The 15,123-nt window shown below is 48.7% G+C and carries 16 protein-coding genes; 13 read left to right on the top strand and 3 right to left on the bottom strand.

Going from position 1 to position 15,123, the window contains the following annotated elements:
- Positions 1-827 precede the first annotated feature (827 nt).
- Positions 828-1,391 (top strand): tyrosine-type recombinase/integrase, encoded by a 564-nt coding sequence (locus tag TX85_RS16135; RefSeq protein ID WP_044480560.1) that lies wholly within the window; start codon positions 828-830, stop codon positions 1,389-1,391.
- A gap of 105 nt (positions 1,392-1,496) precedes the next feature.
- Here TX85_RS16135 and TX85_RS16130 read toward each other — a convergent pair whose 3' ends face one another.
- Positions 1,497-2,180, bottom strand: coding sequence for a universal stress protein (locus tag TX85_RS16130; protein ID WP_044480559.1), 684 nt, complete (start codon positions 2,178-2,180; stop codon positions 1,497-1,499).
- A 128-nt stretch (positions 2,181-2,308) separates the two neighbouring features.
- Here TX85_RS16130 and TX85_RS16125 point away from each other — a divergent pair, with 128 nt between their 5' ends.
- From TX85_RS16125 to TX85_RS16095, 7 genes are read left to right on the top strand one after another with little or no spacing between them, the layout of a single operon-like run.
- Positions 2,309-4,717, top strand: coding sequence for a Na+/H+ antiporter subunit A (locus TX85_RS16125; protein ID WP_044480558.1), 2,409 nt, complete (start codon positions 2,309-2,311; stop codon positions 4,715-4,717).
- A complete protein-coding gene (locus tag TX85_RS16120; protein WP_044480557.1) occupies positions 4,704-5,126 on the top strand; it encodes a Na(+)/H(+) antiporter subunit B in 423 nt (140 codons plus the stop codon). Before TX85_RS16125 ends, TX85_RS16120 begins: the two co-directional genes overlap by 14 nt.
- A 1-nt stretch (position 5,127) precedes the next feature.
- Positions 5,128-5,466, top strand: a complete 339-nt coding sequence (locus tag TX85_RS16115) for a Na(+)/H(+) antiporter subunit C (protein WP_044480556.1) — start codon at positions 5,128-5,130, stop codon at positions 5,464-5,466.
- Entirely contained in the window at positions 5,459-6,934 is a 1,476-nt protein-coding gene (locus TX85_RS16110) for a Na+/H+ antiporter subunit D (RefSeq protein WP_044480554.1), read from the top strand. The genes TX85_RS16115 and TX85_RS16110 overlap by 8 nt, the downstream gene beginning before the upstream one ends.
- A 14-nt stretch (positions 6,935-6,948) precedes the next feature.
- A complete protein-coding gene (locus TX85_RS16105) occupies positions 6,949-7,428 on the top strand; it encodes a Na+/H+ antiporter subunit E (RefSeq protein WP_044480552.1) in 480 nt (159 codons plus the stop codon).
- The gene (locus tag TX85_RS16100; RefSeq protein WP_044480551.1) at positions 7,425-7,706 is read left to right on the top strand and encodes a Na(+)/H(+) antiporter subunit F1; all 282 of its coding nucleotides are present in this window, start codon (positions 7,425-7,427) and stop codon (positions 7,704-7,706) included. Before TX85_RS16105 ends, TX85_RS16100 begins: the two co-directional genes overlap by 4 nt.
- On the top strand, positions 7,690-8,109 hold the full coding sequence (locus TX85_RS16095) for a Na+/H+ antiporter subunit G (protein ID WP_044480549.1): 420 nt from the start codon (positions 7,690-7,692) through the stop codon (positions 8,107-8,109). The genes TX85_RS16100 and TX85_RS16095 overlap by 17 nt, the downstream gene beginning before the upstream one ends.
- A gap of 586 nt (positions 8,110-8,695) precedes the next feature.
- Here the strand turns inward: TX85_RS16095 and TX85_RS16090 are convergent.
- A complete protein-coding gene (locus TX85_RS16090) occupies positions 8,696-9,553 on the bottom strand; it encodes an alpha/beta fold hydrolase (RefSeq protein WP_049895003.1) in 858 nt (285 codons plus the stop codon).
- Positions 9,554-9,654: 101 nt separating this feature from the next.
- On the opposite strand from TX85_RS16090, the gene TX85_RS16085 reads away from it, so the two are divergent.
- Positions 9,655-9,906, top strand: coding sequence for a hypothetical protein (locus TX85_RS16085; protein WP_044480547.1), 252 nt, complete (start codon positions 9,655-9,657; stop codon positions 9,904-9,906).
- A 290-nt stretch (positions 9,907-10,196) separates the two neighbouring features.
- Here TX85_RS16085 and TX85_RS16080 read toward each other — a convergent pair whose 3' ends face one another.
- The gene (locus tag TX85_RS16080; protein ID WP_316244896.1) at positions 10,197-11,078 is read right to left on the bottom strand and encodes an ROK family protein; all 882 of its coding nucleotides are present in this window, start codon (positions 11,076-11,078) and stop codon (positions 10,197-10,199) included.
- A 220-nt stretch (positions 11,079-11,298) separates the two neighbouring features.
- Here TX85_RS16080 and TX85_RS16075 point away from each other — a divergent pair, with 220 nt between their 5' ends.
- From TX85_RS16075 to ahpF, 4 genes are all read left to right on the top strand, one after another.
- Positions 11,299-11,727 carry a VOC family protein gene (locus tag TX85_RS16075; RefSeq protein ID WP_044480544.1) on the top strand — a complete coding sequence of 143 codons (429 nt, stop codon included), beginning with the start codon at positions 11,299-11,301 and terminating at the stop codon, positions 11,725-11,727.
- 126 nt (positions 11,728-11,853) lie between these two features.
- Positions 11,854-12,621: an SDR family NAD(P)-dependent oxidoreductase gene (locus tag TX85_RS16070; protein WP_392391846.1), complete on the top strand. Its 768-nt coding sequence runs from the start codon at positions 11,854-11,856 to the stop codon at positions 12,619-12,621.
- A 209-nt stretch (positions 12,622-12,830) separates the two neighbouring features.
- Positions 12,831-13,394 (top strand): alkyl hydroperoxide reductase subunit C, encoded by a 564-nt coding sequence (ahpC, locus tag TX85_RS16065; RefSeq protein ID WP_044480542.1) that lies wholly within the window; start codon positions 12,831-12,833, stop codon positions 13,392-13,394.
- Positions 13,395-13,407: 13 nt separating this feature from the next.
- Complete coding sequence (gene ahpF, locus TX85_RS16060) at positions 13,408-14,937, top strand: alkyl hydroperoxide reductase subunit F (RefSeq protein WP_044480541.1); 1,530 nt, start codon at positions 13,408-13,410, stop codon at positions 14,935-14,937.
- Positions 14,938-15,123: the final 186 nt, after the last annotated feature.

Below are 15,123 nucleotides of genomic sequence, written 5' to 3'. Positions count from 1 at the left end.
TATCAAGGGTTACAGGGGTACGCTCCAGTGAAATTACTTACCTTAAAATCTTCATTCGACGCTCGAACCCACATTTAGTGAAAAAACTTACCTTAGATCGCCAGTAATTAGCCAAATCCGCATTTTAGCCAACTTTAAGTACAGAAATTTCACTATATCCTCATATCCATCATTTCCCGGAATTTTAAGGTAACTTTTTTCACTAAATGCGTAAGATTATGCGGACAACCGATCACCGTCATGCTGCGAAAACACCGCGCCATGGAGCTACGCTCGGTGCGAGGTTTACGCATGTTACGCATGCGTATTTGGTCGGTATTTTGCAGAATCTACTGGAATGGCCTTGCCCTGCAGGCTGATTGAAATGGGCGTATCCCCAATAATGATACGGTGTTGTCTGCTTACTGTTTGAATGCATTTGCAGAGTGCGGTGCATAGCACTATAAAGCCGAACTAAGAATCTGCGTTAAAAGGGTATAAGTGTGAAGGTTGGTGCAGAAACGGAGTGTTCGCCTTTGTGAGCGGATTTCTTCCTTTTCAGAACTTGGTCCAATTAAAGAAATCCGCGAGCAACAGCGATCGAAAGCAACCTTCACACGTTACCCCCCCGGAACGCAGAATTAATCTTTAGACGGTTTTTTGCTACCGGCTCTTGCAGCAAACTGCAGCAAATAGAGCGCTGCCACGAACTTCTGGGACGGCTCAGCTGATTTTATACAACCGCAGACAGCCAAAATTTGATTAAAAAATGAACAAATTCTTGTTTGTGATGTTACTTAATGTATGGTAAGCTTTAATTAAGTAACATCAATTCGGGGGGATTATCGGTGCAATTCGTCAATCCGATTCGAGACAATGAGACCATTCAAGCCATGAAAGAGGAGTTGAGGAAGAATTCTATTAGAGACCTGCTGCTGTTCGTTATTGGAATCAATACGGGCTTAAGCTTGCTTGATATGTTGAACCTTAAGGTTCAGGACGTCTGGGACGGACAGAATACGAAGGAATTTTTGCTGATCAAGGAAGAGCGAACCGGAGAGGATAAATGGTACTATTTGAACAGCAAGATTCGGGAAATCGTTACGGAGTATTTATCCGGGAAGGACTGTAAGCCCGAGGACTATTTATTCAAGTCCAAGCGGGACTGCCGGCCAATTACCCGTCAGCAGGCTTATCGAATTATTAACCAATCTGCAAGGGAGATCGGGATATCCGAGAATATCGGCACCCATACGCTGCGTAAGACCTTCGGTTATCACGCCTACCAGAAAGGCATCGCCATCTCTATCATCAAGTCCATTTTGAACCATCAGTCTACGGCGGAGACCCTTAAATATTTGGGTGTGAGCAAGGCTGAGCCTCTTCCTATTAAAGTGGATGTGAACTTGTAGAGGGTGGGAACGGCGCTTATACGGGCAATCTGCTGTTCTAAATCATAAAGAAGCTCCCCACATAAAATGTAGAGAGCTTTTGATACAATATAGCCAGCTTATAGCTTATGATTCTATGTCATTCAGACTCACGGTCGTGTGCATATCCACATTCATCAACTCAGTAACAACCCCGTCTCTAACCAGAACCTGCAGGGTTTCTGCATCCTTCATAAAACGGAAGATTCCGTTATCGAAGTCCGTATCGGCTTCCTTGAAGAAGATGCCCTCATACAGCGTGTCCTTATCATGATTGAAACTGAGCTGATATTGCTCGCCATCCTGAAATAAATAGGCTCGAACACCCTTCTCATAGAGCCCTTCTTCATCCCGGATATAACGGGCGACAGAGACGATATGCAGATCTACAAACGGGATATCGCGAACCAGAGAGTTAATAATCGATCCCTTTGTAATTTGCTCCCAACGGCTATGTGCGGTCTGTCCCAAAATAATTTGAGTAACTTGATGTTCTCTGGCAACCTCGGCAATGACCTTGGAAACCGGGCGCTGCTCATTATCCTTCATAATGAACTGAGCTGTAGGATGGGCTTGAGCAAATTCTTTCCATTTTTCAATGTAATGTACTTTATCGGCATCCAATTCATCAAACGGCTTCGGGTCAATAGTCAGTACATAGAGCGGAGCCTGGAGCCTATTGGCAATTTTACAGCCGCGCTTGAGTAATCTCTCTCCGTTCGGCCCATAATAAACGCAGACAAGTATGCTCTCATTGAACAGATTATTCATTTTAAACAATTCACCTCAAGGTTAATAATGAAGCACTTTTTTTAAACTACGTAAGACTATAGTGGAAGTTACCGCAAGAGTCAAACGGTATTTATCATGATTTGATTGGTTAGTGAGGAGGAGTGCGGTTGATTACATTATATCTCTTTATTTTTCTGCCGTTTATTTTTGCATGTATTGTCCCGTTTCTGTTTAAATACTTGAACCGTCAGGTACATACAGGCTGGTTCGTGATGATTGTCCCCTTGGCCATCCTGATCTATTTGCTGCAATTCATACCTGATGTCGCATCCGGTATGACCTACGAATACACCCTTTCCTGGATTCCGTCCCTTGGTATCGAGTTTACGGCTTATGTGGACGGTCTTGCACTATTATTCGGTCTTCTGATCACTGGGGTAGGGACGCTGGTCATTCTGTACTCTATCTTCTATATGTCCAAAAGAGAGGCACTTCATAACTTCTATATCTATCTGTTGATGTTTATGGGGGCTATGCTGGGTGTCGTCTTCTCTGATCATTTGCTGGTATTTTACGGCTTCTGGGAGCTGACCAGCGTGTCTTCCTTCTTATTAATCTCCTACTGGTATGAGCGGAAGAGCTCCCGTCAAGGAGCTTTGAAATCCATGCTCATTACCGTGTTTGGCGGCTTTGGCATGCTGGCCGGCTTCATTATGCTGATCATGATGGGGGATACTTACAGTATCCGTGAATTGATCGCGAATATGGAGACGATTCAGAATCATGTGCTCTTTATTCCTGCCATGCTGTGCGTGCTGCTGGGAGCCTTTACGAAATCGGCGCAGTTTCCGTTCGGCATCTGGCTGCCGGAAGCGATGGAGGCGCCTACCCCGGTAAGCAGTTACCTCCACTCTGCAACCATGGTCAAGGCCGGTATTTATCTTGTGGCCCGTATGACTCCGATCTTCGGCGGCAGTCCGGTCTGGTTCTGGCTTGTCTCCGGCGTAGGGGTGATTACACTGCTCTATGGCTCGTTGACGGCGCTTCGGCAGACGGACCTGAAGCCGTTATTGGCTTATTCTACGATTAGCCAGCTTGGTCTGATTATGAGTCTGCTCGGAATCGGCTCTCTGGCCGTCTATTTCGGTCCTGGCGAGAGCGGAACGGTGTTTACGGTGGCTGCGTATGCGGCGCTCTTCCATCTATTTAATCACTCCACCTTCAAGGGCAGCCTGTTTATGGTTGTCGGTATTATCGACCATGAGACCGGCCGGCGGGACATCCGCTATCTGGGCGGCCTGATGCAGGTGATGCCGATCACCTTCACGATTGCGCTCATTGGCGGACTTTCCATGGCGGGACTGCCGCCGTTTAACGGCTTTTTGAGCAAGGAAATGTTTTTCGCGGCTGTGCTGGATGTATCCAAGGCAGGTATCTTTGGACTGGACAGTATTGGTGCGCTCTTCCCGATGATTGCCTGGGTAGCGAGCATCTTTACCTTTGTTTACTGCATGATTTTTGTATTTAAAACCTTCGGAGGCCCGTATCATCCGGAGCGTCTGAACCGCAAGGTGCATGAAGCCCCTTTGGGCATGCTGCTGGCTCCGATTTTGCTTGGTCTCTTGGTTGTGCTGATCTTCTTCTTCCCGAACGTACTTGGAAAATATATTCTCACGCCTGCATTGAGCTCGGTGCTTCCTATGATGACGCCATCCTCCTATGATCTGAAGATCAGCGCATGGCATGGCTTGAATTATGAGCTGCTGATGACTATTGGCGTTATTCTTCTGGGCAGCCTGCTCTATGTGGTCAAGAAGAAATGGCTTCCTGCGGCCCGTAAATTCCCGCAAAGTCTGAGTCTGAATCATCTCTTCAACGAAGGACTTCAAGGCGCCGAACGGTTATCCGCTTCCTTGACCAGCCGCTATATGACAGGTTCATTAAGGCATTATCTGATCTATGTCTTTGCCTTCTTCGTTCTCTTATTAATGGGGTCATTACTGTTGTTCCATGGAATTCAGTTTGATTTCTCCAACGATGCAATGATCAATGTCTTTGATGCGGGACTCGTCATTTGTATGATTATTTCGGCGCTTACCGTGTTGCTGGCATCGAATCGAATTGTCGCGATTGTAGCGCTTGGCGTAATGGGATATATGATCTCCATGTTCTTCGTCATCTTCCGGGCGCCGGATTTGGCACTGACTCAGATGGTGGTTGAGACCGTAACAACCGTGTTGTTCCTGCTGTGCTTTTATCATTTGCCTAAGTTAAAGAAGACTGTGGAACGCATTTCCTTCAAATGGACGAACCTGATCATTTCCATCGCTGTCGGACTAACCGTGACGGTCATGGCCCTGTCTGCCAAAGGACATAAATTGTTCGAGCCGATCACTTCATTTTTCGAAAATTCCTATGAGCTGGCCGGCGCCAAAAATATCGTAAATGCCATTCTAGTTGATTTCCGCGGCTTCGATACCATGCTGGAAATATCCGTACTGACGATAGCAGGACTGGGAGTGTACGTTCTGATTCGTCAACGTTCCAAGAGGGGGAAAGAGCATGAAGCAGAATGATGTGATTTTGCAAAGCGTGACCCGTGTGGCGGTCGTAATCATCTTGACCTTTTCGATCTACTTGTTCATGAATGGTCATCATTTTCCCGGCGGCGGATTTGTCGGGGGCTTAAGTACGGCTACGGCGATCATTCTGATGTATCTTTCCTTCGGGATCGAGAAGGTTAGGGAAAATATCCGGATGGACTTCAAGAAGCTGGCGGCGATTGGCGTATTGATCGCTGTTGGAACGGGCATGACCGCTGTTATCTTCGGCAGGCCTTTCTTGACCCAGGCCTTTGATCATTTTGATTTGCCGATCTTTGGAGATACCGAGCTTGCATCCGCACTGATCTTTGACACAGGGGTGGCCCTGGCGGTTATTGGCACAGCGGTCAACATTATTTTGAGCATAAGCGAGGATCGGTAATATGGACACACTCATTATTATTCTGGTCGGTATCCTGGTATCCATCGGCACTTATTTAATCTTATCCAGGCATTTGCTGCGGATCGTCTTAGGCACATCCATCATCGGCCATGCCGTAAATTTATTGATCGTTGCTTCCGGAGGCTTGAAGACAGGCGGACCGCCCCTGTTAGGGGAGCGTAATAAGGTGTTCACGGATGCGGTTCCTCAAGCCCTGGTTCTGACGGCGATCGTGATCAACTTTGCCGTGACGGCGCTGGTACTGGTGCTTTGCTACCGGGCTTATCAGAGCTTTGAGACCGACGACATGGAACAGCTAAGGGGGGAGGCGAATGAATAATCTATTAATTGCACCAGTGGTCATTCCGTTGTTGATAGGGATGGTGCTAATCATCTTTCACACCAATATTCACCTTCAGCGGGTGCTTAGCCTCATCGCCTTATTGGCTACGGCTGCCGTCTCTGGGCCGTTAATAAATCAAATCCGGCTTGATGGAATTCAGACTCTTCAATTGGGCGGATGGGAAGCGCCTTACGGGATTAGCTTTGTCGGCGATATGTTCAGCGCCTTGCTGCTGCTGGTCACCTCCATTGTCGCCATATGCTGTTTGATCTACGCGTTCCCGACCATCGGGAGGAAGCAGCAGAAGCTATACTTCTACCCCTTGTTTTTATTTTTGATCACAGGCGTTAACGGCTCTTTTTTGACCGGGGATTTATTTAATTTATATGTCTTCTTCGAACTGTTCTTGGTAGCTTCTTATGTACTCATCACCCTTGGCGGTGAAAAAAGACAGCTTCGGGAGTCCTTGAAATACATTTTCACGAACATCATCTCTTCGTCCTTCTTCCTGATGGGAGTAGCCTATCTCTACTCCATTACCGGCACGTTGAACCTCGCGCATTTGTCGCTTCGGATTGCGGAAGCAGGGCAGGACGGAATGATCACAACCGTTGCATTTTTGTTCCTGATCGTCTTTGCCTTAAAGGCCGGACTGCTGCTGTTCTTCTGGCTTCCAGGCTCCTATAGCGCGCCGCCGACTGCGATTGCTGCCCTATTTGCGGCCTTGCTTACCAAGGTGGGAATTTACGCGATCTTCCGGATGTTTACGCTGATCTTTTATCACGAGCCGCAGATCACCCACTTATTTATCGGGATATTGGCGGCGGTCACGATGATACTGGGCGGGATCGGAGCGGTTGGCTTCTGGGATTTGAAAAAAATATTAACCTACAACGTGATCATCAGTGTCGGGTTCATCATAGCGGGGTTAGTATCTTCTACTACGGCGGGAATTTCTGGCGCTATCTACTATTTGCTGCATGACATGATTATCAAAGCACTGATATTCCTGATCGGGGGTACAGTCGTTCATCTAACCGGGACCAGCAAGCTGAAGGAGATCAGCGGCCTGATCCGCCGTCATCCTCAACTGGGCTGGATGTTCTTCATCGCGGCATTGTCAATGGTTGGAATTCCGCCATTGAGCGGCTTTCTCGGAAAGGTCTTCATTACTCAGGGCACCTTTGAAGCCGGTTATTTCTGGCTGGGAGGCATTGGCCTTGTCGCGAGCCTGTTCATTTTATTCTCCATGATGAAGCTCTTCATGAACGCCTTCTGGGGCGAGATGCTTCTGAGTGAGGAGGAGGAAGTTGGCACAACGAAGGGTCTGATTGTTCCGATCCTGCTCTTGACGGTTGTCAGTCTGGCTCTTGGCATCGGAGCGGAAGGAATTGCGGGCTATGTGACCCAGGCAGCGGAGGAACTGCTGAACCCGAGTCTCTATATTCAGGCCGTGTTTGACTAAAGGGGGAGAATGCTATGCCCGTTCAAGTGTTGCTCAATATGTTTATTGCTTACTTATGGATGTTCCTGCAGGATGAAACAAGCGTATTAAATTTCATCAGCGGCTATATTGTCGGTTTGATCATTTTGTTTTTCATGAGGCGCTTTTTCAAGAAGCCTTATTATTTGTTCACCTTAGCCGCTGTGGGCAAGCTCTTTGTAATCTTTATTCATGAGCTGATTACTTCTTCCATGATGGTGATGAAGTATGTGCTTCACCCCAAACTGCATGTGAAGCCGGGCATCTTCAAGGTAGAGACGGATTTAGAGGGTGATTTGGAGATTACCCTGTTATCCCTGCTGATCTGCCTGACGCCCGGATCGGTCGTGATGGAGATATCCGGGGATTCGAAGGTGCTGTATATTCACGGCTTGAATATGCCTGACTCGAAAGAGTCCGTCATCAAGTCCAAGACGATATTTGAAAAAGCCATAAAGGATGTGACAAGAAAATGATATTCGAGACCCTTATGATCATTGCTTTATGTCTGCTGGTCGTGGCGATTATGTGCAATCTGTACCGGATCGTGAAGGGACCGTCCAGTGCGGACCGTGTTCAGGCGCTCGACTCTGTCGGCATCAATATTATTGCCGGTATTGCGGTATTCTCAGTCTTCCTGCATACCCATGCGTTCTTTGATCTTATCCTGCTTATCGGCATCCTGTCTTTCATAGGTACGGCGGCCTTCGCCAAATTCCTCGAAAGGGGTGTTGTCATTGAGCGGAAGCGGTGAGGTGATTGGGGCCGTATTCATCCTGGTTGGCGCCATCTTCAGTGTGGTCAGTGCGATTGGAAATGTCCGGCTCCCGGATGTATATACAAGGTCTCATGCTGCATCTAAAAGTTCTACGCTCGGCGTATTGTCCACGCTTATAGGGACATTGCTGTATTTCCTGATTCTAGACGGTTTTTTCAGCATTCGTCTGATTTTGGGAATCTTCTTCGTCTTCCTGACCGCGCCGGTAGCCGCGCATATGATCTGTAGGTCAGCCTACCGCCATCATGTGCCGTTAACGGAGAGCACGGTTCAGGATGAGCTCAAGGACTATTATATGGAGAATGAGAATCCGGACTCTGAGGATGAGGAGCAAGTGGAGAGGGTTGAAGGAAGCGTCAAGCCTCTGGCTGTGGACTAAAATAAGGAAGCATTAAGCCTCTGGCTGCGAACTAAAATAGTGAAGGGCATCCGATCCGAGATGAAGGATTGGATGCCCTTTTTGGTGCGCTCGGCATGGGCGATAACTAGGCGGTGAAGGAACGGGAGACTCCGCCAAGTAGCGCGTAGTGGTAGTAAGTAGGGCCCCCTCGTGCAACTGCTTCGTTCCTACAGGTCTCAGCGGCAGTACAGCTTCACAGCTTACATCGACTTTCGTGTTCTCTAACGGACATTTTGGATTGTTAGCTAGCCTTTTCAGCCTATTTTGATCGCTAACGGACATTTTCGCCGTTTAGAACGCTCAATTAACCCTCTCCCCTTCACATTTACTAGCTAAGTGTACAAAATGTCCGTTACATTTCCATCATCATCAAAAATTAGTTCTAAGAGGACGTAATGTCCGTAAAATTCGAGCAAGCGATCGAATCTTGCGTTCACCCTCGAACCAGAGGCATTCGTCTTGCGATTCACCCTCGAATCAGAGGCCTTCGTCTCCGGTTCCTTTTGCAAATGAGATGGGTACAGTTTGATGAGTGGGGGCTAAAAAAATGATCCGGTACTTAAGACTAAGCATCCGTTCCCAGCATGTCTGCAATCTCCTGCACAATGAGCTCCGGCTCGCTATAGATAATCATGTGGCCCGAGTTAGGGGCTTCTACCCAGCGCCCGTTGGACAAGGAAGCAACGCTCTGCTGATGAGCCTTCACAATGGCTGGACGGATATGGCGCTCAGCACCTGCAGCCAGGGTGCCGGATAGAATTCGGACGGCGAGTTCACCCAAATTGGGCGGATCCTGCTTGAGCTTCGTCAGCTCAGCCAACATTTGCCTGGATTCCTCATTGACTGTTCTTGCCGCTTCAATCGTGAAGTCTTCACGGGCATAGTCTGCTGCGATATCCTTCGGCTGGACATTTCCGGTCTTGCTGCCGAGTTTGCGGTATAGCCCGGTTCTCGCCATGAAAGGAAGAAGAGAGCGCTGTACTGCAAAGTTTATTCGCGACAGCCTGGAGAAATACAGATCGCAGTGCTCGTCTGACGGATCGATTAATAGAAGCCCTTTGATTCTGTCCGGTTTGAGCGCGGCTGCTGTACGAACGATAGGGCCGCCCCAGCTATGCCCGACCAGGAGAAACGGGCCTTCGCCCAGTTCGTCGAGCAGGCGGTTCAGGTCCAGCGCCATCTGGTGCAGCGTTCTTGGAGCGGGGTCAGGATTACTCTTTCCATAGCCTGCCCGGTCATAGACGACGGCCCTTGCATGCTGACTGGCGGCAGGCTGAACCAAGCCCCAGGTAGAGCGAGAGGAGCCCATACCGGACTCAAATACCACGGTCGTATCCCCGCTTCCTTTGCACATATAGTGGAGCTTGCGGCCGTTTTCAAGTGTCACATAATGACTTGTTCCAAATGAATGCTCTGCGTTCATGAAAGAGAATCCCTCATTTCAGTTCTTCATGGATAGCTCTATTGTATTGAATTTGCTATGAAAGTTGTACTAGAAAAGTGAAAACTGAGGATTTCAGCCGATTGGATAATGATACGTTTTATAAAGGACGCTATCCGAAGTATGCGAATGAGATCGGAATCTCCGGGGCAATTTCCAAGGAGCTCGGCAAGGGGATCGGGGATCAAGTAACGGTGAATATTCAATATAGAAAGGAGCTCTCCCGGAAATTCGTCAAATCAAATGCCCAGGGTTGCGGAGTTTTGTACGAAATATCAGCCACCCCCGCTTGGTGGACGGTTCCATGTCGGATCTTTGTACGAAAGTTCGCATAACATCCCTCCCGCACCGCCTGAATCCAGGAGTTTTGTACGAAATATCGTATAAAAGCGCCCGTGAAGCGAGGGGACGAGAGCAATTTGTATGAAATATCGTTCAAACTCTTCCAGTCAACGGCATCAAGGAGCAGTTATATACGAAAATTCGTACAAAAAGCATTCGCGCCGCGGCTTCCTATAAACACAAAAGCCGGATAGGAAAGATCACCTTTTCCTTCCGGCTTTTTGTGTTCAGGGACTTTTTGGGCCGGCCCCTTTTCTTGTAATCTCGGTCATATAGAGAACGGTCAGGAATTGATAGCAGCATCCGCAAGCGCCAGCGCACCGGCAAGGCCTGCATTGTCGCCTAGGCCTGGGGGAACGATGTAGCTTCCGATATTTTGATTAAGGCTCGGATGCTGAACATAGCCGTTCAGAAGCTGCTGAAGCTTCTCGGCGATTAGTGGAAATAACTGCGCTTGCTTCATTACGCCGCCGCCCATCACTATTTTCTCCGGAGAGAGAATTAATACGTAATTCATTAGAGCCTGTGCTAGATAGTAGGCTTCCATCTCCCATGCGGGGTGGTCTGCCGGGAGGTCCGTGCCATGCTGCACGTTCCAGCGCTTCACGATCGCAGGACCCGCGGCTAGTCCTTCCAAGCAGTCCTTATGGTACGGGCATGTTCCCTCGTAAGGATCCCCCGGATGGCGGGGGACTAGGATATGTCCCATCTCCGGATGAGACAGTCCGTGAATCAGCTTGCCGCCAACAACGGCGCCTGCACCGATGCCTGTGCCTACCGTAATATAGAGGCAGCTATCCAGCCCTTGCGCAGCACCCCAGCGGGACTCGCCGAGCGCAGCGCCATTGACGTCCGTATCGAAGCCGATTGGAACCTTCAACTGATCCTTAACGGCACCTACCAGATTGAAGTTGGTCCAATACGGCTTGGGAGTAGTTGTAATATAGCCATAGGTTGGGCTGCCGGGAATCGGATCAATCGGACCGAAGGAGCCAATCCCCATCGCATCAATGCGCTTATCTGCAAAGTAGTCAAATACCATCCGCATGGTCTCATCAGGAGTTGTCGTTGGAAAGCTTGCCCGGTCCAGAACGCGGCCGTCTGCAGTTCCAATCCCGCATACGAATTTGGTTCCCCCGGCTTCTATTGCTCCTAAAGTTTTCAAAATAATCAAAACCTCCATTGAGAAGAGTCGCAATATGATAACTAATCTTTACATCGATTGTTAAAAAGGATTATACCATAGACCGAGGAGCCTCCACAGTGATTGTGGCCGTCTGATTCCCCTTACCGCAATAGAAAGTCTGCCCATGGATGAATAACAACAGTACGGATATGTTATATACTGATGATGATCTAAATTTCCGTAAAGGAGCTGTGCAAACATGTCCATTCATTTAAATCCGTACCTGAATTTTGATGGCACTACCAAGGAAGCTGTTTATTTTTACGAGAAGGCTCTAGGCGGACAAATTGTTGGTATTATGCTGTTCGGCGATATGCCGGAGGATCCGGAGCATCCTGTAACGGATGATATCAAGGATCGGGTCATGCACGCTCATTTGAAGGTAGGGGACTCGGATATTATGTTTTCCGACACCTTTCCCGGGATGCCGTATCAGGCAGGAGGAGACGCTGTTCAGATCGCCCTTCATCCGCAGGAGGAATCCAGAGCTAAAGAAATATTCAGTGCACTAGAAGAGGGCGGACAAGTTCTTATGCCATTGCAAAAGACAGATTGGAGTCCTTTATACGGAATTGTTCGGGACAAATTTGGTATTACTTTCCAGATTAACGTTCCAGAGAAACAGTAGCATAAATACTCAAGCAGCCTCCTCCTTTTCAAGGGAAGGGGCTGCATTTATTTCCGTGTATCTGTTCCAGAATAAGGTATGATAGATTTGAATCTATCCCTATTTTCTAGAAAAGGAGATCCCGACATGATACCTATTGATCTAACCGGAAAAATTGCACTGGTCACGGGTGCAGGCGGACAGCTTGGAAGGGTAATGGTCCGCACGCTGGCTGAAGCGGGGGCCGATGTGATCTTTCACTACCGCAGCAGCCGCGGCAAGGCTGAGGAATTGAAGCAGCAGGTAGAAGCACTCGGGCGGCGGGCTCTGCTGGTGCAGGCGGATATTACCTCGCAAGCCGAGATCGGTCGGATGCGTGATGAAATTTCCGGCTTCTATGGGGAATTGCCTCATATCGTGGTTGCGAATGCCGTGGTGCAGTATGAATGGACCTCCGTCTTGGAGCAGAGTCCTGAGGATTATATCAGCCAATTTGAGTCTTGTGTCCTGCAAAATGTGTATCTGGCCAAAGCCTTTCTGCCGGCTATGATCGAGCGCGGGGCTGGCCGATTGATCGGGATCAACACAGAGTGTTCCATGCAGAACTTTCCGGGTCAATCCGCGTATACGGCTGGCAAACGGGGAATGGATGGCCTCTACCGGGTGCTTGCGAAAGAGGTAGGAGAGCATGGCATTACCGTGAATCAGGTGGCTCCTGGCTGGACGATTAGCGACAGGGATCGCGAGGAAGGCTCAGAGCTGCAGGCGCAGTATGAATCGTCCGTCCCCTTAAAGCGCCGGGGAACCGATCAAGAGATTGCCAATACAGTGGTCTTCCTGGCAAGTGATCTTGCTTCCTTCACTACGGGGGCCTTCATCCCGGTATGCGGCGGGAATGTAATGCCTGCAATTTAGCTTTTCCGAGCATAGCTCCAGGGAAAATGTATAATAATAGCTTCATTCTGTGCGGATGCAGAGAGTTTCGCGCTCAATGGTAATGGATATACTAAAATTATGAAGACTTCGTGAATAACATTGACGTTGAGAATGGTTCGCATATAATAATTAATATAAATAACTGTTCAGGCAGTTGCGAAAACCACATTTCAGGAGGAGAAGATAATATGGCATTGATTGGAAAAGAAATTCTACCTTTTAAGGCATCTGCATATCACAACGGAAATTTCATAGAGGTTAGCGACGCTGACTTCAAAGGAAAATGGAGCGTAGTATGCTTCTATCCTGCAGACTTTACATTTGTATGCCCAACTGAGTTGGAAGACCTGCAAGACCAGTACGCAACCTTGAAGGATCTCGGGGTTGAAGTATACTCGGTATCGACAGACTCCCATTTCGTACACAAAGCTTGGCATGACAGCTCCGAAGCAATCGGTAAGGTTACTTATATTATGATCGGCGACCCTTCCCATACCATTTCCCGCAACTTCGACGTATTGATCGAAGAAGAAGGTGTTGCAAACCGTGCCACATTCATCATCGATCCGGACGGCGTAATTCAGACAGTCGAAATTACAGCTGACGGCATCGGCCGCGATGCAAGTAATTTGATTGACAAGGTCAAGGCTGCTCAATATGTACGCAACAATCCGGGTGAGGTTTGCCCTGCAAAATGGAAAGAAGGATCTGAGACGCTGAAACCAAGTCTTGACCTCGTAGGCAAGATCTAAGGAGAGAGAAACCATGAAACTGGATGCAGAAATCAAACAGCAACTGGAGCAATATCTCCAGCTTATGGAAGGCGATATTCTGCTGAAGGTCAGTGCGCAGACGGATACCGTATCGAAGGACATGCTGGATCTTGTTGAAGAGCTCTCGAGCATGTCTAATCGAATCAAGGTGGAACACACCACGTTGTCCAGAACACCAAGCTTTAGTGTGAATCGTCCAGGCGAGGATACTGGCGTGGTCTTTGCCGGTGTGCCTCTCGGCCATGAATTCACCTCCCTGGTGCTGGCATTGCTTCAAACAAGCGGAAGAGCTCCGAAGGTTGAGCAGAGCGTCATTGACCAGATCAAGAGTATCAAGGGTGAATATCGCTTCGAGACTTATGTAAGTCTATCGTGCCACAATTGTCCTGATGTCGTGCAAGCCTTGAACCTGATGAGTATTCTCAATCCCGGCATTTCAAATACGATGATCGACGGGGCAGCCTTTAAGGAAGAGGTTGAGAGCAAGGAGATCCTTGCAGTTCCAACCGTATATCTGAATGGGGAAGTCTTCGGCAGCGGCCGGATGACCATTGAAGATATTCTGGCTAAGCTGGTTGCCTCTGATCCGTCAGAGTTCGAGGATAAAGAGCCTTACGATGTTCTTGTTGTAGGCGGAGGACCTGCTGGAGCAAGCGCAGCCATCTATGCAGCACGTAAAGGGATTCGTACAGGTATCGTGGCGGAGCGCTTCGGCGGACAAGTCAATGATACCCTGGGCATCGAGAATTTCATTAGCGTCAAGTACACGGAAGGCCCTAAGCTTGCTGCCAGCCTGGAAGAGCATGCCAAGGAATATGGCATCGACATCATGAAGTCGCAGCGGGCAAAGCGCCTGGAGAAGAAAGACCTGATCGAGCTGGAGCTGGAAAATGGTGCGGTGCTGAATAGCAAGACCGTCATCATCTCTACCGGTGCGCGCTGGCGTAATATGGGCGTACCGGGGGAAGCCGAGTTCAAGAATAAGGGCGTTGCTTATTGCCCGCACTGTGATGGTCCGTTATTCGCAGGCAAGCCTGTAGCTGTTGTCGGCGGAGGCAACTCGGGGATTGAGGCGGCCATTGATCTGGCAGGTATCGCTTCCCATGTGACGGTGCTGGAATTCATGCCGGAATTGAAGGCTGATTCTGTACTTCAAGACCGCTTGAACAGCTTGCCGAACACTACCGTGATCAAGAATGCGCAAGTAAAAGAGGTTACCGGTACCAGCAAGGTTAACGGTGTCACTTATATCGAGCGCGAGAGCGGGGAAGAGAAGCATATCGATCTGGAAGGCGTCTTTGTCCAAATCGGCCTTGTTCCCAACACGGATTGGCTTGGCGACTCTCTGGAGCGTACACGTATGGGAGAGATTGTTGTTGATAAGCATGGCGCGACGACAATTCCCGGCGTATTCGCCGCAGGGGACTGCACCGATTCGGCTTACAAGCAGATCATCATTTCTATGGGATCGGGTGCAACAGCAGCGCTTGGAGCCTTCGATTATATGATCCGGAACCAATAATTAATTTCATGATTCTATATAGAAAAGGAAGATATCATTCCCATGTATTGGGGTGATGTCTTCCTTTTTTTGTTATATGCAGATCAGATTACCGTGTCTTATAGCCGCATGCTAAGCGGACCTAAAAATGGGGCGAACTCGTACCCTTGCTGCATTGTCTGAGATTGCCGATACTATGCTGTAAAA

Origin of the sequence: Paenibacillus antibioticophila, assembly GCF_000455265.1 — a bacterium.
In the GTDB taxonomy this organism is placed as follows: Bacteria; Bacillota; Bacilli; order Paenibacillales; family Paenibacillaceae; genus Fontibacillus; species Fontibacillus antibioticophila.
Note: the sequence above shows the minus strand (reverse complement) of the source record. Positions and strands in the feature narration are given on the sequence as shown.

Coding starts and splice junctions, on each gene's coding strand:
- TX85_RS16130 (WP_044480559.1), bottom strand. CDS start 2,180: ATGAATAATCTGTTCAATGAGAGCATACTTGTCTGCGTTTATTATGGG.
- TX85_RS16120 (WP_044480557.1), top strand. CDS start 4,704: ATGAAGCAGAATGATGTGATTTTGCAAAGCGTGACCCGTGTGGCGGTC.
- TX85_RS16115 (WP_044480556.1), top strand. CDS start 5,128: ATGGACACACTCATTATTATTCTGGTCGGTATCCTGGTATCCATCGGC.
- TX85_RS16110 (WP_044480554.1), top strand. CDS start 5,459: ATGAATAATCTATTAATTGCACCAGTGGTCATTCCGTTGTTGATAGGG.
- TX85_RS16105 (WP_044480552.1), top strand. CDS start 6,949: ATGCCCGTTCAAGTGTTGCTCAATATGTTTATTGCTTACTTATGGATG.
- TX85_RS16100 (WP_044480551.1), top strand. CDS start 7,425: ATGATATTCGAGACCCTTATGATCATTGCTTTATGTCTGCTGGTCGTG.
- TX85_RS16090 (WP_049895003.1), bottom strand. CDS start 9,553: ATGAACGCAGAGCATTCATTTGGAACAAGTCATTATGTGACACTTGAA.
- TX85_RS16075 (WP_044480544.1), top strand. CDS start 11,299: ATGTCCATTCATTTAAATCCGTACCTGAATTTTGATGGCACTACCAAG.
- TX85_RS16070 (WP_392391846.1), top strand. CDS start 11,854: ATGATACCTATTGATCTAACCGGAAAAATTGCACTGGTCACGGGTGCA.
- ahpC (WP_044480542.1), top strand. CDS start 12,831: ATGGCATTGATTGGAAAAGAAATTCTACCTTTTAAGGCATCTGCATAT.
- ahpF (WP_044480541.1), top strand. CDS start 13,408: ATGAAACTGGATGCAGAAATCAAACAGCAACTGGAGCAATATCTCCAG.